At 58.1% G+C, this 21814-nt stretch carries 24 protein-coding genes and 1 tRNA gene; 13 read left to right on the top strand and 12 right to left on the bottom strand.

Annotated features, from left to right (window positions below):
* The first annotated feature begins 59 nt into the window (after positions 1 to 59).
* The 4 genes from AKU79_RS13695 (at position 60) to AKU79_RS13680 (ending at position 5141) form a co-directional block, all read left to right on the top strand.
* The gene (locus AKU79_RS13695; protein WP_050524252.1) at positions 60 to 1481 is read left to right on the top strand and encodes a 1-acyl-sn-glycerol-3-phosphate acyltransferase; all 1422 of its coding nucleotides are present in this window, start codon (positions 60 to 62) and stop codon (positions 1479 to 1481) included.
* 92 nt (positions 1482 to 1573) lie between these two features.
* Positions 1574 to 2866, top strand: coding sequence for a crotonyl-CoA carboxylase/reductase (ccrA, locus tag AKU79_RS13690; RefSeq protein ID WP_050524143.1), 1293 nt, complete (start codon positions 1574 to 1576; stop codon positions 2864 to 2866).
* 454 nt (positions 2867 to 3320) lie between these two features.
* Complete coding sequence (locus AKU79_RS13685) at positions 3321 to 4844, top strand: ATP-dependent DNA helicase (RefSeq protein WP_050524251.1); 1524 nt, start codon at positions 3321 to 3323, stop codon at positions 4842 to 4844.
* 60 nt (positions 4845 to 4904) lie between these two features.
* Positions 4905 to 5141, top strand: coding sequence for an Lrp/AsnC ligand binding domain-containing protein (locus AKU79_RS13680; RefSeq protein WP_050524142.1), 237 nt, complete (start codon positions 4905 to 4907; stop codon positions 5139 to 5141).
* Positions 5142 to 5143: 2 nt separating this feature from the next.
* On the opposite strand, the gene AKU79_RS13675 is transcribed toward AKU79_RS13680, so the two are convergent.
* Positions 5144 to 6202: a quinone-dependent dihydroorotate dehydrogenase gene (locus AKU79_RS13675; protein WP_050524141.1), complete on the bottom strand. Its 1059-nt coding sequence runs from the start codon at positions 6200 to 6202 to the stop codon at positions 5144 to 5146.
* Positions 6199 to 6555, bottom strand: coding sequence for a DUF952 domain-containing protein (locus tag AKU79_RS13670; protein ID WP_050524140.1), 357 nt, complete (start codon positions 6553 to 6555; stop codon positions 6199 to 6201). Before AKU79_RS13670 ends, AKU79_RS13675 begins: the two co-directional genes overlap by 4 nt.
* 155 nt (positions 6556 to 6710) lie before the next feature.
* Here AKU79_RS13670 and AKU79_RS13665 point away from each other — a divergent pair, with 155 nt between their 5' ends.
* Both AKU79_RS13665 and AKU79_RS13660 read left to right on the top strand, forming a co-directional pair.
* Positions 6711 to 8237 (top strand): bifunctional metallophosphatase/5'-nucleotidase, encoded by a 1527-nt coding sequence (locus tag AKU79_RS13665; protein ID WP_050524139.1) that lies wholly within the window; start codon positions 6711 to 6713, stop codon positions 8235 to 8237.
* 223 nt (positions 8238 to 8460) lie between these two features.
* Positions 8461 to 8534: transfer RNA gene (locus tag AKU79_RS13660), tRNA-Gly, on the top strand.
* A gap of 5 nt (positions 8535 to 8539) precedes the next feature.
* Here the strand turns inward: AKU79_RS13660 and AKU79_RS13655 are convergent.
* The 4 genes from AKU79_RS13655 to fabA form a co-directional block, all read right to left on the bottom strand.
* The gene (locus AKU79_RS13655; protein ID WP_050524138.1) at positions 8540 to 8953 is read right to left on the bottom strand and encodes a VOC family protein; all 414 of its coding nucleotides are present in this window, start codon (positions 8951 to 8953) and stop codon (positions 8540 to 8542) included.
* 48 nt (positions 8954 to 9001) lie between these two features.
* Positions 9002 to 9793 carry an enoyl-ACP reductase FabI gene (locus AKU79_RS13650; protein WP_050524137.1) on the bottom strand — a complete coding sequence of 264 codons (792 nt, stop codon included), beginning with the start codon at positions 9791 to 9793 and terminating at the stop codon, positions 9002 to 9004.
* Between the two features lie 3 nt (positions 9794 to 9796).
* A complete protein-coding gene (gene fabB / locus AKU79_RS13645; protein WP_050524136.1) occupies positions 9797 to 11023 on the bottom strand; it encodes a beta-ketoacyl-ACP synthase I in 1227 nt (408 codons plus the stop codon).
* A gap of 66 nt (positions 11024 to 11089) precedes the next feature.
* Positions 11090 to 11599 carry a bifunctional 3-hydroxydecanoyl-ACP dehydratase/trans-2-decenoyl-ACP isomerase gene (fabA, locus tag AKU79_RS13640; RefSeq protein WP_050524135.1) on the bottom strand — a complete coding sequence of 170 codons (510 nt, stop codon included), beginning with the start codon at positions 11597 to 11599 and terminating at the stop codon, positions 11090 to 11092.
* Positions 11600 to 11752: 153 nt separating this feature from the next.
* Here fabA and irr point away from each other — a divergent pair, with 153 nt between their 5' ends.
* Both irr and AKU79_RS13630 read left to right on the top strand, forming a co-directional pair.
* A complete protein-coding gene (gene irr, locus AKU79_RS13635) occupies positions 11753 to 12169 on the top strand; it encodes a Fur family transcriptional regulator Irr (protein ID WP_050524134.1) in 417 nt (138 codons plus the stop codon).
* A gap of 6 nt (positions 12170 to 12175) precedes the next feature.
* A complete protein-coding gene (locus AKU79_RS13630) occupies positions 12176 to 12838 on the top strand; it encodes a DUF2161 domain-containing phosphodiesterase (protein WP_050524133.1) in 663 nt (220 codons plus the stop codon).
* Here AKU79_RS13630 and aroQ read toward each other — a convergent pair.
* On the bottom strand, positions 12827 to 13261 hold the full coding sequence (gene aroQ, locus AKU79_RS13625) for a type II 3-dehydroquinate dehydratase (protein WP_050524132.1): 435 nt from the start codon (positions 13259 to 13261) through the stop codon (positions 12827 to 12829). The two genes, AKU79_RS13630 and aroQ, sit on opposite strands and share 12 nt — an antisense overlap.
* Positions 13262 to 13411: 150 nt before the next feature.
* Between aroQ and trmB the strand changes: the two genes are divergently transcribed.
* Positions 13412 to 14119: a tRNA (guanine(46)-N(7))-methyltransferase TrmB gene (gene trmB / locus AKU79_RS13620; RefSeq protein WP_050524250.1), complete on the top strand. Its 708-nt coding sequence runs from the start codon at positions 13412 to 13414 to the stop codon at positions 14117 to 14119.
* A gap of 92 nt (positions 14120 to 14211) precedes the next feature.
* Here the strand turns inward: trmB and AKU79_RS13615 are convergent, their stop codons facing one another.
* From AKU79_RS13615 to AKU79_RS13595, 5 genes are all read right to left on the bottom strand, one after another.
* A complete protein-coding gene (locus AKU79_RS13615; RefSeq protein WP_050524131.1) occupies positions 14212 to 14853 on the bottom strand; it encodes a trimeric intracellular cation channel family protein in 642 nt (213 codons plus the stop codon).
* Complete coding sequence (gene rnhA / locus AKU79_RS13610) at positions 14850 to 15323, bottom strand: ribonuclease HI (RefSeq protein WP_050524249.1); 474 nt, start codon at positions 15321 to 15323, stop codon at positions 14850 to 14852. Before rnhA ends, AKU79_RS13615 begins: the two co-directional genes overlap by 4 nt.
* Positions 15324 to 15427: 104 nt before the next feature.
* The gene (gene ispH, locus AKU79_RS13605; RefSeq protein WP_050524130.1) at positions 15428 to 16375 is read right to left on the bottom strand and encodes a 4-hydroxy-3-methylbut-2-enyl diphosphate reductase; all 948 of its coding nucleotides are present in this window, start codon (positions 16373 to 16375) and stop codon (positions 15428 to 15430) included.
* 154 nt (positions 16376 to 16529) lie between these two features.
* Complete coding sequence (locus AKU79_RS13600) at positions 16530 to 16967, bottom strand: YqaA family protein (RefSeq protein WP_050524129.1); 438 nt, start codon at positions 16965 to 16967, stop codon at positions 16530 to 16532.
* Between the two features lie 123 nt (positions 16968 to 17090).
* On the bottom strand, positions 17091 to 17672 hold the full coding sequence (locus AKU79_RS13595; protein ID WP_050524128.1) for a LabA-like NYN domain-containing protein: 582 nt from the start codon (positions 17670 to 17672) through the stop codon (positions 17091 to 17093).
* Between the two features lie 148 nt (positions 17673 to 17820).
* On the opposite strand from AKU79_RS13595, the gene folK reads away from it, so the two are divergent.
* The 4 genes from folK (at position 17821) to AKU79_RS13575 (ending at position 21804) form a co-directional block, all read left to right on the top strand.
* Entirely contained in the window at positions 17821 to 18396 is a 576-nt protein-coding gene (gene folK, locus AKU79_RS13590) for a 2-amino-4-hydroxy-6-hydroxymethyldihydropteridine diphosphokinase (protein ID WP_050524127.1), read from the top strand.
* A gap of 165 nt (positions 18397 to 18561) precedes the next feature.
* A complete protein-coding gene (gene rpoZ / locus AKU79_RS13585; RefSeq protein WP_050524126.1) occupies positions 18562 to 18915 on the top strand; it encodes a DNA-directed RNA polymerase subunit omega in 354 nt (117 codons plus the stop codon).
* A gap of 54 nt (positions 18916 to 18969) precedes the next feature.
* Positions 18970 to 21087, top strand: a complete 2118-nt coding sequence (locus AKU79_RS13580; protein WP_050524125.1) for a RelA/SpoT family protein — start codon at positions 18970 to 18972, stop codon at positions 21085 to 21087.
* Between the two features lie 27 nt (positions 21088 to 21114).
* On the top strand, positions 21115 to 21804 hold the full coding sequence (locus AKU79_RS13575; protein ID WP_050524124.1) for a DUF2062 domain-containing protein: 690 nt from the start codon (positions 21115 to 21117) through the stop codon (positions 21802 to 21804).
* Positions 21805 to 21814 lie beyond the last annotated feature (10 nt).

Raw genomic sequence — 21814 nt, 5'->3', positions numbered from 1 at the left:
GCAAGGGGGCAGGTGTATTGATGCGTGACCCTATTCACAAAATCGCTAGACTGCGCATCATGAGCAGCACCGTCACGCTTCCGCTATGGCTTGTTATCTTGATCGTGCTGTTTGGCGCGGTCACTTTTGCCTCGCATTTCCTGTTTCCTTCGGTGCGCTGGTTTTTGCGCGGGCGGGTCGAGCGTGGATTGGCGCGGCTGAATGCAAAGTTGCAGCGGCCGATTGACCCGCTGAAACTGATGCGCAGGCAAGACAAGATCGTGCGGCTGATCTATGACCCGCAGGTCATGCAGGCCATTGCCGACCATGCAGAAGAAACAGGCGCGCCGATGAATGTCGTGCTGGACGAGGCAAAAGCCTATGCGCGTGAAATTGTGCCGGGATTTTCCACCTTGTTGTATTTTGGCGTGGCGACGCGGGTGTCGCGCTGGCTGACAAAGCAGCTGTACCGCGTGAAAATTGGCCGGGTTGATGCGGCGCTGAAAGGGGGCGACCATAACGGCATCGACCGCGAGGCCACGGTGATCTTTGTGATAAATCACCGCAGCAATATGGACTATGTGTTGGTGACATGGTTGGTCGCTGATCGCTCGGCGCTGTCATATGCGGTGGGGGAATGGGCAAGGGTTTGGCCCCTGAGCCGGATTATCCGCGCGATGGGGGCGTATTTCATTCGCCGCAACAGCCGGAGCGCGCTGTATCGCAAGGTGTTGGCCCGCTATGTGCAGATGATCACAGCCGAGGGCACGACGCAGGCGGTATTTCCCGAAGGCGGGCTAAGCCTTGATGGCCGTGTGGGTAAGGCCAAGATGGGATTGCTGAGTTATATCAAAGCCGGGTTTGACCCTGCGGGACGCGATGTGGTGTTTGTGCCGGTCGGCCTTGCCTATGATCGTGTGCTGGAGGACCGTGTTTTAACCGAAGCCGCCGCAGCAGGCACGAGGAGGTTTCGGGCGCGGCTGGGTGTGATGCTGCGGTTCGGGGCCAAGCTATTGTGGCAAAAGCTGCGCGGGCGATTTCAGGGCTTTGGCATTGCTGCCGCCGGATTTGGTGCGCCATTGTCGTTGCGCGACTGGCTGGCGCAGGGGCCGGAACGCGATACCGAGGCGTTGGGCCAAGAATTGATGGCGCGTATTACGGCCTCGGTTCCGATTTTGCCAGTGCCGTTGATGGCGGCTGTGCTGAGCAAGGGCGCCGCCACACAGGCCGAACTGGCGCAACGGGCCGCGGGGCTGGTGCAAGATCTGCGAGTCAAAGGGGCGGTGTTGCGGATAGGGAAGATGGCTGATTTGGTGCAAGAAGGTATGGCCCCGCTTATGGCGCGCGGATTTGTGGCCGAGGATGGCGGGCGGGTGCAGGTCACGGCAAAGGGGCGCGCTATGATCAGCTTTTACGCGGCGCCGGTTTTGCAGGCTTTGGGGCAAACACTGGGTGAATGCCGCGACGCAGCGGACATAAAATTACAAAAAACATCCATCTAGCTATTGCAAAGTTGCGCAATGGCCCGTATTCCCTATTTCAAGCCCGCGCGATTCTGCGATGCGGCACAGAAGTTTGGATAAGGGAGGCCCGCATGGCACTGGATACGCAGCTGGACATCGTTGCATATGATGCACCGGAAAAGGACCTTTACGAAATCGGCGAGATGCCACCTTTGGGCTATGTGCCAAAGCAAATGTATGCTTGGGCCATTCGCCGCGAACGCCATGGCGAGCCTGATACCGCGATGCAGGTTGAGGTGGTTGATACGCCGGTTGTTGATAGCCACGAAGTGCTGGTTCTGGTTATGGCTGCAGGCGTTAACTATAACGGCGTTTGGGCAGCACTCGGCCTGCCAATCAGCCCGTTTGATGGCCACCAACAGCCCTATCACATCGCCGGTTCCGATGCTGCGGGCATCGTTTGGGCCGTGGGCGATAAGGTGAAGCGCTGGAAAGTTGGCGACGAGGTGGTGATCCACTGCAACCAGGACGATGGTGATGATGAAGAGTGCAACGGTGGCGACCCGATGTTCTCGACCAGCCAGCGGATTTGGGGCTATGAAACGCCAGACGGCTCTTTCGCGCAGTTCACCAATGTGCAGGCGCAGCAGTTGATGCCCCGCCCCAAGCACCTGACGTGGGAGGAAAGCGCGTGCTATACGCTGACGCTGGCCACGGCCTACCGGATGCTGTTCGGGCATGAACCGCATGACCTGAAGCCCGGCCAGAACGTGCTGGTGTGGGGTGCCTCGGGCGGTTTGGGTTCCTACGCGATCCAGTTGATCAACGCGGCGGGCGCCAATGCGATTGGCGTGATTTCCGAAGAGGACAAGCGCGCATTTGTGATGGGCCTGGGCGCGAAAGGCGTGATTAACCGCAAGGATTTCAAATGCTGGGGGCAGTTGCCCACGGTGAACACGCCCGAATATAAGGCGTGGTTTACCGAAGCGCGCAAGTTCGGCAAGGCGATTTGGGATATTACGGGCAAAGGCAACAACGTCGATATGGTGTTTGAACACCCTGGCGAGGCGACCTTTCCGGTATCGACCTTGGTGTGCAAAAAAGGCGGTATGGTCGTGATTTGCGCGGGCACCACCGGCTTTAACTGCACCTTTGACGTGCGCTATTTGTGGATGCACCAAAAGCGCATTCAGGGCAGCCATTTTGCGCATTTGAAACAGGCCTCCTCGGCCAATAAGCTGATGCTGGAACGGCGTCTTGATCCCTGCATGTCCGAGGTTTTCCCTTGGGAAGAAATTCCGGCGGCCCATATGAAAATGCGCCGGAACGAGCATAAGCCGGGCAACATGTCGGTGCTGGTACAGGCGCCCCGTACCGGGCTGCGAACGTTCGCAGACACGCTGGAAGCCGGCAAAAAGCAGTAATCGGCCCTGCGACAGGATAGCCGCCAAGCCCCACCGGGTTTGGCGGCTTTTTGCTGTGCAGATTTATCTGATCTTTGGTTACGATTTGTTGACGGATTTGCCGCTAAACTGGCGGAAGTGGCAGCTCTCATTTGGCGGCATTTTTGTAAACATGATATGGGGGCGCAATGCGCCATGAATGGATATTTGACGTATTGGCCGATCTGCGGGCCTATGCGGAGCAAAACAACTTACCGGCGTTTGCAGCACATATAACGGCTGCCTTGCGCGTTGCAGATATGGAAGTAGCAGAGGAGGCGATGTCACCGGCGCGACGGCTTGATCATTCATCCGAGGAGGAAAGGGCAGCGCGAAGGCGAAGGACGCATTAAGACCGCAGATAAATGCGATTGGCGGTGGTGAAAAATGGGGTGCTCGGCTGGTCTTGCGTCGGTGGCTTGGCTATGGTCGCGCGATGAACAGCACACCAATCACATTTTCCGAAGATCAGGCAGAGGCTTGGGACAGGCTTTCTGATCAGTTCAGAGGGATGGGTATTGATTTGGACGATGCAAGCCTGACCCCTGCGTCCGAGGGCAAGGCGAGTGTGATGGCCATTGTGGGCAAAGCCGGTTCCGGTAAAACCATGCTGTTGGCAAAGCTTTATAAAGCGATGGTGGCAGCCGGTGTCGATGTGGTTTCCGGCGATTATGAAGGCAAAAAGCGCAAAGATCGACGGACTTTGGCGATTTTGGCCCCGACGAATAAGGCGGCATCGGTGCTGCGATTGCGGGGCGTGCCGGCCACCACGATTCACCGCATCTTGTATACCCCGCTGTATGACCCACAGTATGAGATGATTGCCGAGTGGCTTGCAGGGAATGGACCGCGCCCTCAGGTTGAGGGGCTGACCGATCTTGCGCTGGACAGGGCCAAAGCGTTTTATGATTCGGTTGCCTCTATTCCCGGGGCATTGGCGGCGGCCGGTTTACGGGGGTCAGATTTTATCAAGGGCTGGAAACGGCGCGAAGAGCCGCTGGATGTGGGGTTTGTGGACGAATCCTCGATGCTCGATCAGCGGCAGTTCGATGACCTGCGTGAGATTTTTCCAACCTTGGTCCTGTTTGGCGACCCTGCGCAATTGGCGCCTGTCGGCAACTCGGGCGAGATGGTGTTTGACAAGCTGGGCAGCACGCGGCGGCTGGAGTTGCACCGTATTCACCGCCAGACCCAAGACAACCCGATTTTAGACCTTGCCCACGCGCTGGCCGACCCCGATCTGACGTTTGAAGCATTCGAGCGCATGGTCGAAGAGGCCGCCGCGCGTGATGACAGGGTGGTTATGGCGCAGCGGGTCGACAGCGATCTGATGGCGCGCAGTCCGGTTTTGGTTTGGCGCAACGCCACGCGCATCCGGCTGATTACGGCGTTTCGCGCGGCCCACGGTGCCCCGGAATTTGAGCTGATCCCCGGTGAGCCGCTGATTTGTGACGGGATTGAATTGCCTGCAAAGCACCGTAAAAAGCGGATCGACCTTGAGGCGCGGGGCCTGATCAAAGGCGCGCAGGTCATCTATATGGGGCCGGGCAACCGCGACGGATTCGCCCGCCTGCATGTTGTCGGCGCCGAGGAGCCGCAGGTTTCAGCCGCCAGCATTATCAAGATTGAAAAACCGGATGAGGATGAACCCTTTATCCCGTCGGCGGCCAAAATGGGGGCTGCGTTTTTGCACGGTGCGGCGGTGACCATTCATAAAGCGCAGGGTTCCCAATGGGATACGGTGCAGGTTTTTGCGCCCGATCTGTGGGCCGCGGCGCAGGCCGGGCGGAGCGAGGCGGGGATGCCGCTGTGGAAACGGCTGGCCTATGTGGCGATTACGCGCGCGCAGGATCGTTTGCTGTGGGTGGTGCGCAACCGTCTTGGCCGCCCGAATGAGGCGCTGGGGGTTGCCGATCTGGTCGCCAAACCCGCACCGCTGGCATTGCAGGCCGAGGAATAGGGCTTTCGCCCTTTGACGCCCGCGCCTATGGTTTGACGCAAAGAACCGAGGAGCCAAACCATGACCGCCGTTTTTGTTCAATTCCGCTGTACCCCCGGCAAAACCTACGAGGTCGCCGATGCGATCTATGACCGCGAGGTGGTGTCAGAGCTGTTTTCCACCAGCGGGGAATATGACCTGATTGCAAAGATTTACATCCCCGAGGGGCAGGATGTCGGGCATTACCTGTCGCAAGCCTTGTTCGATATTCCGGGCATCGTGCGGACGCTGACGACGATGACGTTCAAGGCGTTCTAGGGCTATAGCCAAGGCTCGCGCTGGGTGCCGACGGCCTCGGCGACGGATGCAAAACCGTCGCGTTCCAGCAGCGCATCAAGGCCGCTGGCAATGTCGGTGGCAAGGGTGATGCCGTGGTAAACCATCGCGGTATAGATTTGCACAGCCGAGGCACCAGCGCGGATTTTGGCATAGGCCTGTTCCGCGTTTGCGATGCCACCGACCCCGATCAGGGGCAGTTGGCCATTGGTTAGCAAAGACAGTTGCGCCAGAATACGGGTCGATTTTTCGAACAATGGCGCACCGGAAAGCCCGCCCATCTCGGATTTATGCGGGCTGTTCAGCCCGTCTCGCGACAGGGTGGTGTTGGTTGCAATAATACCGGACAGGCCCGAGGACAGAGCGATTTCGGCAATCTGGGCCAGTTCATCCCCAGTCAGATCAGGGGCGATTTTCAGGAAAACAGGAATCGGGCTGGGCAGTTCCTCGCGGACATCCATCACGCCGGTCAGCAAGCCTTTCAACGCGGCTGCACCTTGCAGGTCGCGCAGTTTTTCGGTGTTGGGCGATGATACGTTGACGGTCGCGAAATCGACATGCGGGCCGCAACGCGCCAAAACGCGGGCAAAATCGGCGGCGCGATCATCCGAGGTTTTGTTCGCCCCGAGATTAAGGCCAACAGGCACACCGCGCGGCCGTTGGGCAAGGCGGGTGACGATTGCCTCCATCCCTTGGTTGTTAAAGCCAAAGCGGTTGATGGCGGCGCGGTCTTCGGTCAGGCGAAACAGGCGCGGTTTGGGGTTGCCCGGCTGGGCCAGGGGGGTCGCGGCCCCCACCTCTAGCCAGCCAAAACCGGCGGCCATCAGGGCGGGCAGGGCCTCGGCGTTTTTGTCATAACCTGCGGCAAGGCCGACGGGATTTGGCAGGGACATCCCCGCAAGCGAAGTGGCCAGCCGCGGGGAGGAAAATGGCCCCGGCTCGGGCGCGAGGCCCATACGCAATGCGGCAAGTGACAGGCAGTGTGCACGCTCGGGGTCGAGTTTGTGCAGGGCGGCCAGCGCCAGACGTTCTGCAAAATTCATGGCTGCGCCCCCGTAAACATATGGCCTTCGGGGAAAATATGGCCCGATGCGCCCAGCGGCAATGCCTTATCCCACACCACGTCTTCCATGCGCAGCTTGCGGTAAAGATGGGGAAAAAGATCGCCCCCGCGCGAGGGTTCCCATTTCAGGGCATCACCCAAGCTATCCGCATCCACGGCCACCAGCACCAGATCGGATTGATCGGCAAAATAGAGCGCGGCTGTTTTTGCCACCTGTGCAGCGGTCGAAAAATGCACATAGCCATCAGTCAGATCAATCGGCGCGCCGGAGGTTTCGCCGGCGTCGCGCAATTCGTTCCATTCTGGGCGGCGGAAGATTTTGAAAATAAACATGTTGTCTACATGCACCGAGGTTAAATTTGCGTCAATGGGGTGCTTAACGCGACGGTATCGTTACCTGTTTGTGATGTTGCTGTGGTCAAGACGATCAAGCCCTTTGACTCAGGGCCCTTAGGGCGCAATGATGTTGCCATAAACCGATAGGGAGAATGGATATGAAAATCCTGACACAACGACTTTCTGCTTTGCTTTTGGGCGCGACGGCTTTGTCTGCAGCACCGATGACGGCAGCAACGGCCGAGACGGTGAAGCTGACCTTTCTGGGCGTAGGTGATGTTTACAACTTTGCCGAAGATAAAGGCCGCGGGGGGTTTGCGCGTTTGAATGCGGTAGCCAAGGCCGAACGCGCCGCCAACCCGAACACGATTTATGTGTTTGATGGTGACATGCTGTCGCCTTCGATTTTGTCGGGCTTTGACAAAGGGCAAAACACGGTCGAGCTGACCAACCTTGTGCCGTTCGATCTGGCCGTTCCTGGCAACCATGAGTTCGATTTCGGGCCTGCCAATTTTGCCGAAAAGGTTGCGGCGTCGAAATACCCTTGGGCTGCGATCAACATCACGCAGGCTGATGGTTCGGCAGTGCCGGGGCTTGGCGGTGTCATGGTGAAAGAGGTTGCCGGGCTGAAGGTCGCGCTTATTCCGGTGGCGCAAGATACCTCGCCCACGGTGTCGTCAACCGAAGATCTGAAATTTGGGCCGACGGTTGATATGGGCATCGCTGCCGCGAAACAAGCGCGTGAGGATGGGGCAGATTTGGTTGTTGGTGTGGTGCAGACTGACAAATCCAACGATGCGCTGTTGATCGCGTCAAAGGCGTTTGACGTGATTTTGTCGGGCGATGACCACAGCTATGGCACCTCTTATGACGGGATCACCGCTTATGTCGAAACCTCGATCGACGCGCGGTTTCTGTCACCTGTCGATTTGATCGTGGATGTGTCGGAAAAGGATGGCAAGCGGGTGGTGAAATGGACGCCGATGTTCCGCTTTATTGACACCGCGAATGTTGAACCAGATGCTGAAAGCCAAGCGATGGTTGACGGGTTTCAGGCCAAGCTGGATGAAAGCCTGAATGTCGCACTTGGTGCAACCGAAGGTGTTCTGGATTCGCGCCGCAACGTGGTTCGGGGCGAAGAATCGGCAATGGGCAACCTGATCGCGGATGCGTTGCGTGATGCGACTGGCGCCGATATCGGGCTGGCCAATGGTGGCGGCATTCGTGGCGATACAACCTATGACGCGGGCAGGACATTGACGCGGCGCGATATTTTGACCGAACTGCCATTCGGCAACGTTACCGTTGTAACCGAGCTTCCTGGCAGCCATGTGCTTGCCGCCTTTGAAAATGGTGTGAGCCAGGTTGAAAAAGGCGCCGGCCGTTTCTTGCAAATCTCGGGCGCGACAATTGTTTATGACCCGAGCGCGCCAGCAGGGTCGCGCATTACCGAGGCGACGGTTGGCGGCGCGCCGCTAGACATCAACAAGGTCTATAAGGTTGCGGCGAATGACTACATTCTGGGCGGCGGTGACGGCTTTGCGGCGCTTGGCGGTGGTAAGGTGTTGATTAACGCGGGCAATGGCAATTTGATGGCCAATGACGTGATGGATTATGTGGCCAAAATGGGCGGCGTAACCAGCAAGGTTGAAGGCCGCATTAAAACTGTCGGTCAGTGATCGCTTGCCGTTGGTATTGAATTTTTAGCAAAGGCCGCGCTGAATTGCGCGGCCTTTGTACCTTTTTGTAAAGGCAGAGTAGGTATTTAGGCCAAGATGAAGCCCAACAGCTTTGATTTCTGCCAAAACGGAAGTGTGGCTGTAGCGGGTTAATGTGATTTGCGTCATTTTGGTTGCGCACCTGCTTGCACAGGGCGGGCCGGATGATTATACCAAGTGCAGCGCGGGTGTTGTGTAATGGTAAGACCCTAGCCTTCCAAGCTAGAGACACGGGTTCGATTCCCGTCACCCGCTCCAATCATTCAGGTTTCATGCGTTGGAATGGCGGTTTCGTCCATCCAGAACGGTTCAAACACGTTGCCGTCCGGGTCTTGGAAGGTGCGGGTGTACATAAAGCCGTGATCGTCAAAAGGTTTAGGTTCGGAACCGCCTGCGGCCAGTGCGGCCTCGGTGATTTTATCCACGGCGGCGCGATCTTGGCAGGAAAGTGCAAACATGGCGCCTGTGGTTTTTTGCGTATCGGCACGGGGCAGGGTGGCAAAACCTTCGAACCGAGGATAGGTCAAAATCATCAGGAAAATATGCTCGGAGATCACCACGCAGCAGGCGGTTTCATCGGCGAAATTCAGGTTTAGCGAAAAGCCGATGGCCTGATAGAACGCTTTGGAGCGTTCGAGATCGGACACCGGGATGTTAACAAAGATCTTTTGGGTCATTCGGCGCACTCCTTTGTCATAGACAGGATGCGCCGAATGATAGTTTGGTCAAGCGATATGTTCGGCCCGTGGCATGCCCAGAACATGGTAACCGCCATCAACGCGGACAATCTCGCCCGTGGTATGCATGCCGTAATCGGATGCAAGGTAAACGGCTGTGCCACCAACCGATTCCAGGCTGGCGTTGGTTTGCAGCGGCGCGTTGTTTTCGGTATGGCGATAGGTGGCGCGTGCACCGCCAATCGCAGCGCCGGCCAGCGTTTTCATCGGGCCGGGTGAAATGGCGTTCACACGGATTTTCTGGGGGCCAAGATCGGCCGCCAAATAGCGCACAGCCGATTCCAGCGCCGCCTTGGCCACGCCCATCACGTTGTAATTGGGCGTTACACGGTTTGATCCGCCATAGGTCATGGTCATCAACGTGCCACCATCCGGCATCAATTCAGCCGCGCGGCGGGCCACATCGATAAAGCTGAAGCAGCTGATATCCATCGTGGTTTTAAAGTTGGCGCGGCTGGTGTTGCTGATCCGGCCGGTCAGTTCGCTTTTGTCGGAAAAGGCGATGGCATGGACCAGGAAATCGATGCTGCCCCATTCCTCTTTGATCCGCGCAAAGGCGGCATCAAGCGAGGCATCGTCAGTCACATCGACATCGACCATCAGCGTTGACCCAACGCTTGCGGCCAGCGGTTCCAGACGTTTGCCGAACGCCTCGCCTTGATAGGTAAAGGCCAGCTCGGCCCCTTCGGCCGCCAAGGCGCGTGCACAGCCCCAAGCGATAGAGCGCTCATTCGCGACACCCATCACAAGGCCCCGCTTGCCCTTCATCAGATCGGCCATTTGTTATCCTTTATACTTCGACATCAGCAGCGTGGCATTGGTGCCGCCAAAGCCGAAAGAGTTGGACAGAATGCTGTCATGCTCGATCTCTCGGAATTCAGTGGCGATTTCTTCGGGCTTCAATTCCGGGTCAAGCTGGGTGACGTTGGCCGAGGCAGTGATGAAACCGCCCTGCATCATCAGCAGGCTGTAAATCGCCTCATGCACACCGGTTGCGCCCAAAGAGTGGCCGGTCAGCGATTTGGTGGACGAAATCGGCGGCACCGAACCGTCACCAAAGACACGGCGAATGGCCTTTACCTCGGTCACATCGCCTGCGGGGGTCGAGGTGCCGTGCGCGTTGATATAGGTAACCTTGCGGCCTTCGGGCAGGGTAGACATCGCCAGCTTCATCGACCGCTCACCGCCTTCGCCCGAAGGGGCAACCATATCGGCGCCGTCGGATGTGGCGCCATAGCCGGTCACTTCGCCGTAAATCTTGGCGCCGCGGGCCAGCGCGTGGTTCAATTCCTCAAGCACCACAACACCGCCGCCGCCTGCGATGACAAAGCCGTCACGCGTGGCGTCAAAGGCGCGGGCTGCCAGTTCCGGCGTGTCGTTGTACTTGCTGGACATCGCGCCCATCGCGTCGAACAGGCAAGAGAGGGTCCAATCCAACTCCTCACCACCGCCAGCAAAAACGATGTCTTGCTTGCCCATCTGGATCAGTTCGGCACCATTGCCGATGCAATGCGCCGAGGTCGAGCAGGCCGAGGTGATCGAATAGTTCACGCCTTTGATCTTGAACGGCGTGGCAAGGCAGGCCGAGTTGGTCGAGGACATGCAGCGCGTTACCATGAACGGGCCCATACGCTTGGGCGCGCCTTTTTCAATCACGATGTTATGCGCGGCAAAGAAGTTCGAGGTCGACGGCCCGCCAGAGCCCATAATCAGCCCCGAGCGTTCATTCGATACATCGGCGGCATCCAGCCCCGCATCGGCAATCGCCTGTTCCATCGCGATAAAGTTATAGGCCGCACCGGCGCCCATAAAGCGCAGGTCGCGCTTGTCGATATGGTCCTCTAGCACGATCTGCGGCATGCCGTGGATCTGGCTGCGAAAGCCGTGTTCAACATATTGCGGGGCGGCGACAATGCCGGATTTGCCTGCGCGCAGGCTGGCCTCTACTTCGGTGGCATTATTGCCGATAGACGAAACAATACCGATACCGGTGATAACGACGCGACGCATGGGCGCATTCCTTTCGTAGTCAGAACTTGGTCGTAGACAAATCTTTGGGTCTTAATCTTGCGCAGATCAGCTTTCCGACAGCGCAACCTTCATATCTTTAACAATATAGATCACTTCGCCATCCGCTTCGACAATCCCGTCAGCCACGCCCATGGTCAGGCGGCGGGTTTGGATCGCTTTGGTGAAATCTACCTTATAGGTCAGCATCTTGCGATCAGGGCGCACCATGCCTGTCAGCTTTACTTCGCCGACACCCAGCGCATAGCCGCGCCCCTGCCAGCCGCGCCAGCCAAGGTTAAAGCCGGTCAACTGCCACAACCCGTCAAGGCCCAGACAGCCGGGCATGATCGGGTTGCCCGGAAAGTGGCAGTCGAAGAACCACAGGTCGGGGGTGATATCAAATTCAGCGACAATATGGCCTTTGCCATGGGCGCCACCATCGGCCGATACTTCGGTAATGCGATCCATCATCAGCATGGGCGGGGCAGGCAGCTGGGCATTGCCCGGGCCAAACAGCTCGCCGCGTGCGCATTTCAGCAAGCCCTCTTTGTCAAAACTTGTTGGATATTGTGACATAAGGCAAAGCCCCTTCTTTCGCTGCTCTTTCCTCTCCATTAACACCCCGCTTTATAGACTGGCAAGGGCGGCGGCATTTAGGGCACGCATTCGGGTTGAAAAACCATCAAATCCGGCCTTATATATAGGGCAAGTATAAAAGGCGGATATTGAATGGGTGATCAGGCTTTGCAACGTGCGACCGATTGGCTTGCCAAAGGCGGGCTGCGGCCAACGCGGCAGCGCGTGGTTCTGGCGGGTCTGCTGGTTGGTGATGGTATTGACCGCCATGTTACGGCCGAAAGCCTGTTTGCCGCGTCCAATGACACGGGCGAAGGGGTAAGCCTTGCCACCGTCTACAACACCCTGCGCGCCTTTTGCGAGGCGGGGTTGATGCAAGAGGTCGTGGTAGACGGGTCGAAAAGCTATTTTGATACCCGCATGGATGACCACCCGCATTTCTATTGGGAAGCTACGGCCGAGCTAACAGATGCCCGAGCCGACCAACTGGAAATCACGCGCCTGCCCGATCTGCCCGAAGGGACCGAGATTTCAAAGGTTGATGTGGTGATCCGGTTGCGCCGCACCTGATAGCCCATGCGCGAGGCCGATCTTTACGCGCCGCTAAAGGCCTATTTGCAGGCGCAAGGCTATGAGGTGAAAGCCGAAATCGGCGATTGCGATATCATGGCGCGGCGCGGCGATGAACCCCCGGTGATTGTGGAAATGAAGCTGACGTTTTCCCTGCAACTGGTGATGCAAGGGGTTGAACGGCAGGGCATGTTTCAGCAGGTCTATTTGGCCGTGCCGCGAAACAAGGGCTGGAAACTGCGCTACCGCGACATTATCGCGCTGTGCCGCCGCCTGTCATTGGGCCTGCTGGCTGTGGGGCCCGACGGGGTCGAGGCGCATCTGGACCCCGCACCCTATGCGCCCAAGCTGAAAACCAAACCCGCCGCGCGGCTGCTGCGCGAATTTGACCGCCGTGTGGGCGATCCGAACTTGGGCGGCAGTACCGGCGTGAAAAAGATGACCGTGTACCGCCAGGACGCCTTGCGCTGCGCAGTGCATTTGCAGGCGGGGCCGTGCAAGGCCTCGGTTGTGGCAGGGGCCACAGGCGTGAAACGCGCCGCCCCTTTGATGCGCGACGACCATTACGGTTGGTTTGAACGGGTCGAGCGCGGGATTTACATGCTAACGCCCAAAGGTGTGGCCGCACTTGCGGAGTATTCAGCGGTGACAGCCAGCCTAAGCGACTAGCTGCGCGATGCGGCGAACGGCGGCCTTATAGCCTTCGGTCCCCAGACCCGCGATCACACCCTCGGCCCGCAAGGACACATAGGAATGATGGCGGAATTCCTCTCGCTTGTGGACGTTTGAGATGTGAACCTCGATCACCGCGCCGTCAAAGGCATTCAACGCATCCAGAATGGCAATGGATGTATGGGTAAACGCACCGGGATTGATCACAATCGCCGCCGCCCTATCCCGCGCCTCATGGATTTTGTCGATGATCGCGCCTTCATGGTTGGATTGAAACGCCACCAGCCCCAGCCCCAAACCCTGCGCCAAAGCCGTGCAATCGCGTTCCACATCGGCAAGCGTTTCATGCCCGTAAATCTCGGGCTGGCGTTTGCCCAATAGGTTCAGGTTGGGGCCGTTCAAAAGATAGATCGTTTTCATATGGGGCGTGCTCCGGTGTCGCGTTGGCACAGCTTCGCCTTGCCCAAGGCAAATTGCAACGCCGCGCACCCACATTTCCACACTATCCAACCGCTTGACGCGCCGCCGCGCAGGGTCTACCCCCACCCCGCGTTAGCCAAGGGGGCCACAATGCCGGAAAATGAGATCAAAACCACGCCCGAACGCCGTAATTTTTACGGGCGTCATCACGGCAAGACCCTGCGGCCCAGCCAAAAGGCCTATCTGGCCGAGGATCTGGAACCATTGCGCCCCGCAGGCACCAGCCACGCCGATAACCCCGACCGCACGGTCGTCGACCCCGGCAGCTTTTTCGGTGACGACCGACCTTTGTGGCTGGAAATCGGCTTTGGCGGGGGCGAGCATCTGGTCCATATGGCCGCGCGCTATCCCGAAGTCGGCATTGTCGGGTGCGAGCCGTTTGTGAACGGCGTGGCCATGCTCTTGGGCAAAATCCGCGCGGCAGATGTGTCGAACCTGCGGGTGCACCCCGAAGACGTGCGTGATTTGTTTGATATTTTGCCCGATGCCTGCATCGCCAAAACCTTTCTGAACTACCCCGACCCGTGGCCAAAGGCCCGCCACCACCGCCGCCGCTTTGTGACCCAGGATCACTTGGTTTCTTTGGCGCGGGTGATGATGCCGGGGGCCGAGTTTCGGGTGGCGACTGACATCGATGATTACGTCCGCCAAACGCTGGAGGAAGTGCCGGTCGCGGGCTTTACCCTGATCCAGCAATCCGCGACCCCTTGGGACGATTGGCTATCAACCCGCTACGAACAAAAGGCCATCCGAGAGGGCCGCCCCCAGCATTACCTGACATATCGGCGCAACGGGTAACGGGCCTCTCCCGCCATTCGTTGACGTGGCCTTGCGGCCACATCGCCTCAAGGTTGGGCCCGGCCGCCCGCGTTCCGCGTGCGGCGACAGTTCTAATTCTGTTTGGGGCTTTCCGGGCGCGGCGGCTTGGCGCGGTAGACGGGCAAGCCCCAGCCAAAGGCAATGCTGCCCGCGCGCAATACGAACGTAACCGCAGAGCAGGCCAATAGCGCATAGCCAACAGGCTGCCCGACCATCACGGCAAGCACCGCCGCACCTGCGCCCGCAAAAGCAGCCGTCGCGTAAATCTCGCCTTGCTTCAGAACCAACGGCACCTCATTGCACACCACATCGCGCATCAGGCCGCCAAAACAGCCCGTGGCCACCCCCATGACCATCACAACGGCCCAGTGATGCCCCAGACCCATCGCCACGCCCACGCCCGCAGGCACCGCAATCGCCAAGGCAAAGGCATCCAGCCAGACAATCGCGCGATACCGGCTTTCCAACAAATGTGCGCCGAAAAACACCACAATCGCCGCCGCCACCGCCGCCAGCAAGATACTTGGATCGGCAATCCAGAACACCAATTCGCGGTTCAGCAAGACATCCCGAATGGTGCCACCGCCGACCGCCGTTAAACAGGCAATGAAAATGAACCCCACAAGGTCCAACTGGCTGCGCGATGCCACCAGCGCACCCGTCAGCGCAAACACCGCCACCGAAGCAAAATCGAGCGCATCCAGCGCGGTCACTTTGCCACCTCTGGCTTGGCGGGTTTGAACGGCGCCATACCCGCACGTGCCAATTCATCGGCCCGTTCATTCTCGGCATGGCCCGCGTGGCCCTTGATCCAGCGCCACTCAACGCTGTGCCGCTGCCGTGCTTCATCCAACCGCTGCCACAAATCGACATTCTTCACCGCAGATCCCGCCGCCGTGCGCCAGTTCTTGCGCTTCCAGCCGGCCAACCACTCGGTAATCCCGTTTTTCACATAGGCGCTGTCGGTCACCAGAATAATGGTCGAGGGCCGCGCCAAGGCTTCCAATGCCGAAATCGCTGCCATCAGCTCCATGCGGTTGTTGGTGGTATCGGCCTCGCCACCCTGCAACGTACGCTCCTTGACGACAACGTCGCCCTCACGCGCCAGCATCAAAACACCCCACCCGCCAGGGCCAGGGTTGCCCGAACAGGCTCCGTCAGTATAGGCGTAAAGCTCGGGCATCAGCATCTCCTCTTTGCGCGTCGGTCTAAGCAGCCCCGCGCCAAAGGTCCAGAGCACCCGCCGATTTCATCTTGGCAAAAATACCTGCGCCGCAGGCATCCGCCCTAAACCTCACGCAATACCTTGGGTACCTTGAACTCCACATTCTCCTGCGCCGTTTCCACCAGTTCCACCACCGTCTCATAGCGCGCGGCAAAGGCATCAATCACCTCGTTGACCAACACTTCGGGCGCCGAGGCCCCAGCCGTGATGCCCACTGCGCGAATGCCCTCAAGCGCCCGCCAATCGATATCAACGGCGCGCTGCACCAGCTGTGCATAGGCACATCCGGCGGCACGCCCCACCTCGACCAGACGTTTGGAATTGCTGGAATTGGGCGCACCAATCACCAAAAGCGCGTCAATCTTGGGCGCAATCGCCTTAACGGCAGCTTGCCGGTTGGTGGTGGCATAACAAATATCTTCCTTATGCGGCCCCACAATCGCCGGAAACCGCGCCTGCAACGCGGCCACAATCCCGGCGGTATCATCCACAGACAAGGTGGTCTGCGTGATAAACGCCAGCTTTCCCGCATCCCGCACGCGCAACCCCGCCACGTCGGCCTCGGTTTCGACCAACAAAACCTCACCTTCAGGCAATTGCCCCATCGTGCCCACGGTTTCGGGGTGGCCCTCATGCCCGATCATCACCATTTGCAACCCGTCGGCCGAATGCCGCGCGGCCTCATTATGCACCTTGGTTACCAAAGGGCAGGTGGCGTCAACGGCAATCATCGCCCGCGCCTCTGCTGCTGCCGGTACCGATTTCGGCACGCCATGCGCCGAAAAAATTACCGGCCGGTCATCGGGGCAATCCTCCAACTCCTCAACAAACACCGCCCCTTTCGCCCGCAAGTCATCGACGACAAATTTGTTGTGCACGATCTCGTGGCGCACATAAACCGGCGCACCCCATTTCTGCAAAGCCAGCTCGACGATCTTGATCGCGCGGTCAACGCCAGCGCAAAATCCGCGCGGCGCGGCCAAATAAAGCGTTAAAGGCGCGCGTTTCATAGCAACTCTCCAAATCTGTTCCGCTTACAGGTAAATCCCACATTGCAGCAGGTCCAGCCCAAGCGCTTTCTTTTCGGCAAAAATATCCCGGGGGGATCGTTGCATTGCAGGGCAATGCAACCTAGCCGTCAGGCGCAGTGGGGCAGCGCCCCCGCTACCCGATCAGCCCTGCCGTGATCAGCGCCAAACCAATGTAACGGCTGGTTTTGGCAATGCCCACCAACAGCATAAACAGCCATATCGGCGTCCGCATGACACCTGCAATAACGGTCATCACATCGCCCGCAGGCAACCAGCTTACCAATAAAACCCAAACGCCCCAACGCTGGAACCAACGCTCTACGCGGGCCATTTGTTCGGGCGTGGCCGGAAACCAGCTTTTGCCCTCAAACCGCGTGATCCCATAACCGATGTAGTAATTGACCAACGCGCCCAATGTGTTGCCGATGCTGGCCACGACAATCAACCAAGGTACGGGAACACGATCTGCGACTTGCAGGGCGACAAAGATGACCTCTGATTGAAAGGGCACAACAGTTGCCGCGACAAAAGCCGCGACAAACAAACCCAGCAAAGACGAGAAAATCAGCATGCCATGCCCATGACGTAAAACCACGTTGCATGCAAAGCCATTCGGCGGTCGGCATTCAAAATAGCCACAGCCTTGGCCAAGGTTTGCGGCAGCCCGGTCCCCACTGGGCCGCCGCAAACAGGGTTACTTTGCCGCTACGGCCATTTCGATAGCTTCGTCGCCGTCGAATCTGGGTTCGCGTGGCGGGCGGCCGATCACGTCGCGCAGCTCGTCCAGCTCGATGAAATTATCGGCTTGGCGGCGCAGCTCATCGGCAATCATAGGCGGTTGGCTCCGCACGGTTGAGACAACCGAAACCCGCACGCCTTGGCGCTGCAAGCTTTCGACCAGTGGCCGGAAATCGCCATCGCCCGAAAAGATCACGGCATGGTCGATGCGCGGCGCAAGTTCCATCGCGTCAACGGTCAGCTCGATATCCATATTGCCTTTGACTTTGCGGCGCCCTTGGCTGTCGGTATATTCCTTGGCCGTTTTGGTCACCATCGAAAAGCCGTTATAGTTCAGCCAGTCGACCAGCGGCCGAATGGGTGAATAGTCGTCATTTTCCAGCAAGGCGGTGTAGTAAAATGCCCGCAACATCTTGCCGCGGCGCATAAATTCATGGCGTAATAGCTTGTAATCGATATCAAACCCGAGCGATTTTGCAGCCGCGTACAAGTTGGATCCATCGATAAACAAGGCGAGCCGTTCGTCCTTGTAAAACATTTTGTTTCCCCTCAATGTGATCGCATCCAATTTCTTAGGAAATAAAAGACATCGAAAAAAGCTGTTTGCGAATGACCTCAATATCGGCGTTTGATACCGAAGTTCAAGCAAATCTATAGTGTATAACTTTGTGGAAAAATTCAAATAAATGTTTACGCTTGTAGCATTAGGCGCAAATCTGCCATCTGACCTTACGTCAACTCGGCGGTCCAGCGCAGAGACCTTGCAGGCAGCGATCGACGATCTGGTGGGCTTTGGGTTTGATTTGCAATCCCAAAGCAAATTTTACCGCACACCGTGCTTTCCGGCAGGGGCGGGGCCAGACTATGTAAACGCCGCCGCTGCCTTTTATATAAACGATAATTTGTCTGCTGATGATATTTTGTCGATATTACATCACGTTGAGGCGCGGCATGGGCGAATCCGGTCGGGACGCTGGGCAAGCCGAACACTTGATATTGATCTTTTGGCGGTTGACGACATCGTGGCGCCGGACCCTAAAACCCATCAGTTCTGGCGCGATTTGCCACTGGCCGAGCAGCTGGTGCGCACCCCTGAGCAGCTTATCCTGCCGCATCCCCGCCTTGCCGATCGCGCCTTTGTCTTGGTGCCTTTGGCCGAAATTGCCCCTGATTGGCGTCACCCGATCCTTGGAAAAACCGCGGTTGAGCTGCGCGATGCGTTACCAAAAACCGATTTGGACACGGTGAAACCTTTGCAATAGCGCGCCTGATTCGTGCGCTGATCCGTCAGGAATAGGAAAAACCCGACGCATTCACGGTGAATTGTCGTGTTTCTTGGGGCCATGCAGGCCATAATGTCCTTGTCAAGGGATGGGCCACGCCTTAAATAGGCCGTTCCTAAACTCAGATCTGAAAGGGTGTCTCTTATGGCCCGCGTAACCGTTGAAGATTGCGTCGACAAAGTTCCGAACCGGTTTGAGCTGGTAATGCTTGCCGCACATCGCGCGCGTGAAATCCAGTCAGGCTCGGCCCTGACGGTTGATCGCGACAATGACAAGAACCCCGTCGTCTCTTTGCGTGAAATCGCGGATGAGACGCAATCGGCCAACAGTCTGCGTGAGCGGATGATCGAAAGCTATCAAACCCAGATTGAGGTGGATGAGCCTGAAGAAGATAAGATGTCCCTGTTGATGGGCGGCGAAGTTGACCGCCCGGCAACCGACGACATGTCAGAAGAGCGCCTGCTGCGCGCATTGATGGAAGCCCAAGGCGCCAACTGAATTGGCGCCCATCGGGCCCAAAATGGAATAACGCCGAAATAGGATGTGGCGAGGATGATCGACGTCGAAGACCTGGTCGCCCTCGTCCACAACTACAACCCCCGTACCAATGCTGATCTGATCCGCAAGGCCTATGCCTATGGCCTGCGCGTGCATGAAGGCCAGATGCGCCACTCGGGCGAGCCATATTTTACCCATCCCGTCGCTGTCGCCGCCATTTTGACCGAGCAACGGCTGGACGATGCCACGATCATCACTGCCCTGTTGCATGACACGATCGAGGACACCAAAGCCACCTATAGCGATGTCGCCGACAAGTTTGGCCATGAGGTTGCCGAGCTGGTTGATGGCGTGACCAAGCTGACCAATTTGCAGCTTTCCTCGACACAATCGAAACAGGCCGAGAACTTTCGCAAGCTGTTCATGGCGATGTCCAAAGATCTGCGTGTGATCTTGGTCAAGCTGGCCGACCGTCTGCACAATATGCGTACGATCAAATCGATGCGCCCCGAAAAACAGGGTCAAAAAGCCCGCGAAACCATGGAAATCTATGCGCCTCTGGCGGGCCGCATGGGTATGCAATGGATGCGCGAAGAGCTGGAAGATCTGGCGTTCCGTGTATTGAACCCCGAGGCGCGCAATTCCATCATCCGCCGCTTTATCACGCTTCAGCGTGAGGCGGGGGATGTGGTCTATAAAATCACCGCCGACATCCGGACCGAGCTTGACCGCGCCAATATCGACGCCGATGTGTTTGGCCGTGCGAAAAAACCCTATTCGGTCTGGCGCAAGATGCAGGAAAAAGACCTGTCGTTTTCGCGCCTGTCCGACATCTACGGTTTCCGCATCATCACGCAAAGCGAGGCCGATTGTTACCGCGTTCTTGGCGTGATCCACCAACGCTGGCGCGCGGTTCCGGGCCGGTTCAAAGACTATATCAGCCAGCCCAAAAACAACGGCTACCGTTCCATTCACACCACCGTTTCGGGGCGTGACGGCAAGCGGGTCGAGGTGCAAATCCGCACCCGCCAGATGCACGAGGTGGCCGAGGCGGGCGTCGCCGCGCATTGGTCATACCGCGAAGGGGTGCGGGCCAATAACCCCTTTGCTGTGGACCCGGTGAAATGGGTGGCCAAGCTGACCGAAAACATGAACGAAGAAGATCACGACGATTTTCTCGAAAATGTTAAGCTGGAAATGTACACCGATCAGGTGTTTTGCTTTACGCCCAAAGGCGATGTGGTGCAGCTTCCACGCGGTGCCACGCCGCTTGATTACGCCTATTCCATCCACACCCGTATCGGCAATTCCACGGTTTCGGCCAAGGTTGACGGCATTCGTGTACCGCTCTGGACCCGGTTGAAGAACGGCCAGTCGGTTGAGATTATCACCGCCGAAGGCCAACGCCCGCAGGCCAGCTGGATTGAGATCGTCACGACCGGCCGCGCCAAAGCCGCCATCCGCCGCTCCTTGCGCGAAGAAGACCGTGGCCGGTTTATCAAACTCGGGCGCGAATTGGCGCGCGCGGCCTTTGATCATGTTGGACGCAAAGCCACCGATAAGGCCCTGCGCACCGCCGCCCGCATGCTGGCGCTAGAGGATGAGGTCGATCTGCTGGCGCGGCTCGGCTCGGCCGAACTGACTGCGCGACGGGTGCTGGAAACACTGTATCCCGAACTGACCCAGGTCGGTGGCGAGGTGGTTGATGCCACACGGCCCTTTATCGGCCTTAACGCTGACCAAACCTTTAAGCGTGCCGCGTGTTGCCAACCCGTGCCGGGCGAGCGTATCGTCGGCATCACCTATCGCGGGCAGGGCGTTGTCGTCCATGCAATTGATTGCCCCGCGCTGGAAGAGGTCGAGGACCAACCCGAACGCTGGGTCGATCTGAACTGGCAGGCGGGGCGTCACGCTGCGGTTAACACCGTTAGCCTTGAATTGACCATTTCGAACGATGCAGGCGTTCTGGGCCGCATCTGCACCCTGATCGGCCAACAAAAAGCGAATATTTCCGATTTGCAATTCGTTGACCGTAAACCGGATTTTTACCGTTTGTTGATGGACGTTGACTTGCGGGATGTCGAGCATCTGCATATGATTATGACAGCACTCGAAGCCGAGACAGATGTGGCCGATGTGAGCCGCCATCGTGACACTCGGCGCAAGCCCTGATCGCGAATTCAAGAAAGACCTCAGGGTATGGTATTTAAGCGGCGCAACAAAAGGTCTTGGGGACGCACCATCGCCGAAGCGGTCTGGCCACGCGGAGGCTGGACCCGCGCCGCCCATTACATGAAGCACCGTTTGCGCAGGCTGCCTGACGCGCCGCACCGCATTGCCCGCGGGATATTTGCCGGTGTTTTCATCTCATTCTCGCCGCTGTTCGGGCTGCATTTCGGTGCGGCAGCCTTTATCGCATGGGTGATGCGCGGCAATATCCTTGCCTCTTTGATGGCAACGTTTGTCGGCAATCCGATCACGTTTCCCTTTATCGCGGCCTTCGGGGTCGAGCTGGGGAATTGGATGCTCGGGCATCCCGGTGTCATGTCGCCATTGGAAATCTTTACCGATTTTGGACAGGCCAGCGCCGAGTTCTGGCACAATATCACCTCGCTGTTTTCAGATGTTCCCACCCATTGGGACCGCCTGCACCGCTTTTTCTTTCGGGTCTATCTGCCCTATCTTCTGGGCGGCGCCGTGCTTGGGCTTATTGGTGGCATCGCCAGCTATTATATCAGCTTGCCCTTGATTCTGGCCTACCAGCACCGCCGCAAAAAGAAATTGCGCGACCGGCTGGAAAAGCGTCTGGTTCAACGTGAGGCAGCGCATGCAAACGATGCGGCGCCGGGACCAATCTCTGGGGATGACGCGACCAAGGCAAAAGGCTAATCTTTGCCAG

Origin of the sequence: Pseudorhodobacter wandonensis (assembly GCF_001202035.1) — a bacterium.
Classification (GTDB): Bacteria; Pseudomonadota; Alphaproteobacteria; order Rhodobacterales; family Rhodobacteraceae; genus Pseudorhodobacter; species Pseudorhodobacter wandonensis.
Note: the sequence above shows the minus strand (reverse complement) of the source record. Positions and strands in the feature narration are given on the sequence as shown.